The 966-nt window shown below is 55.5% G+C and carries 2 protein-coding genes and 1 pseudogene; all 3 read left to right on the top strand.

Annotated elements, in window-relative coordinates:
* Window positions 1–148 (top strand): 30S ribosomal protein S16 (locus ACIOVB_RS27385; protein ID WP_401272263.1); only part of this gene is annotated, 148 nt, incomplete at its 5' end.
* Window positions 149–153: 5 nt separating this feature from the next.
* Window positions 154–690 carry a ribosome maturation factor RimM gene (rimM, locus tag ACIOVB_RS27380; protein ID WP_401272261.1) on the top strand — a complete coding sequence of 179 codons (537 nt, stop codon included), beginning with the start codon at window positions 154–156 and terminating at the stop codon, window positions 688–690.
* Between the two features lie 44 nt (window positions 691–734).
* Window positions 735–966 (top strand): annotated as a pseudogene (locus ACIOVB_RS27375) (tRNA (guanosine(37)-N1)-methyltransferase TrmD); the annotation flags it as partial.

Below are 966 nucleotides of genomic sequence, written 5' to 3'. Positions count from 1 at the left end.
GGTTGGTTTCTTCAACCCTGTTGCCCGTGGTCAGGAAACCCGTCTGTCCGTGAACCAAGAGCGCGTTGCCTACTGGCTGAGCGTTGGTGCACAACCTTCTGAGCGCGTTGCTCAGTTGTTGAAGGAATCTGCCAAGGCTGCGGCCTGAGCAATATGAACGCGACGCCTGCTGTTGCCGATGATTTGATCGTTATTGGCAAAATTTATTCTGTTCATGGCGTTCGCGGCGAAGTGAAGGTTTATTCCTTTACTGATCCGACTGAAAACCTGTTGCAGTACAAAACCTGGACGCTCAAGCGTGAAGGCAATGTCAAACAGGTCGAGCTGGTCAGTGGACGCGGGAGCGACAAGTTCCTGGTCGCAAAGCTCAAGGGTCTTGATGATCGTGAAGAAGCTCGTCTTCTGGCCGGTTACGAGATCTGCGTGCCGCGCAACCTGTTCGCTGAATTGACCGAAGGCGAGTACTACTGGTACCAGCTGGAAGGTCTGAAGGTCATTGATCACCTGGGGCAATTGCTCGGGAAAATCGATCATCTTCTGGAAACCGGCGCCAATGATGTAATGGTCGTCAAGCCTTGCGCTGGCAGCCTGGATGATCGCGAACGCCTGTTGCCCTATACGGAGCAATGCGTGTTGGCAGTCGACCTCGCAGCGGGCGAGATGAAGGTGGATTGGGACGCGGACTTCTAAGCGTGGCTAACTTGCGCGTAGAAGTGATCAGTTTGTTTCCCGAGATGTTTTCCGCCATCGGCGACTACGGCATCACCAGTCGTGCGGTCAAACAGGGGCTCTTGCAGCTGACCTGTTGGAATCCGCGGAACTACACGACGGATCGGCATCACACTGTGGACGATCGCCCGTTTGGCGGTGGTCCGGGCATGGTGATGAAGATCAAGCCCCTGGAAGATGCTCTGGTTCAGGCCAAAGCAGCAGCCGGGGAGGCGGCGAAGGAGAGTTACCTGTCCC

Source organism: Pseudomonas sp. NPDC087639, assembly GCF_044743385.1.
In the GTDB taxonomy this organism is placed as follows: Bacteria; Pseudomonadota; Gammaproteobacteria; order Pseudomonadales; family Pseudomonadaceae; genus Aquipseudomonas.
The sequence above is the reverse complement of the archived record's forward strand: the minus strand, read 5'-3'. Positions and strand labels throughout refer to the sequence as shown.

Excerpts from the sequence above, each read along its gene's own strand:
- rimM (WP_401272261.1), top strand. The coding sequence starts at position 154 with ATGAACGCGACGCCTGCTGTTGCCGATGATTTGATCGTTATTGGCAAA.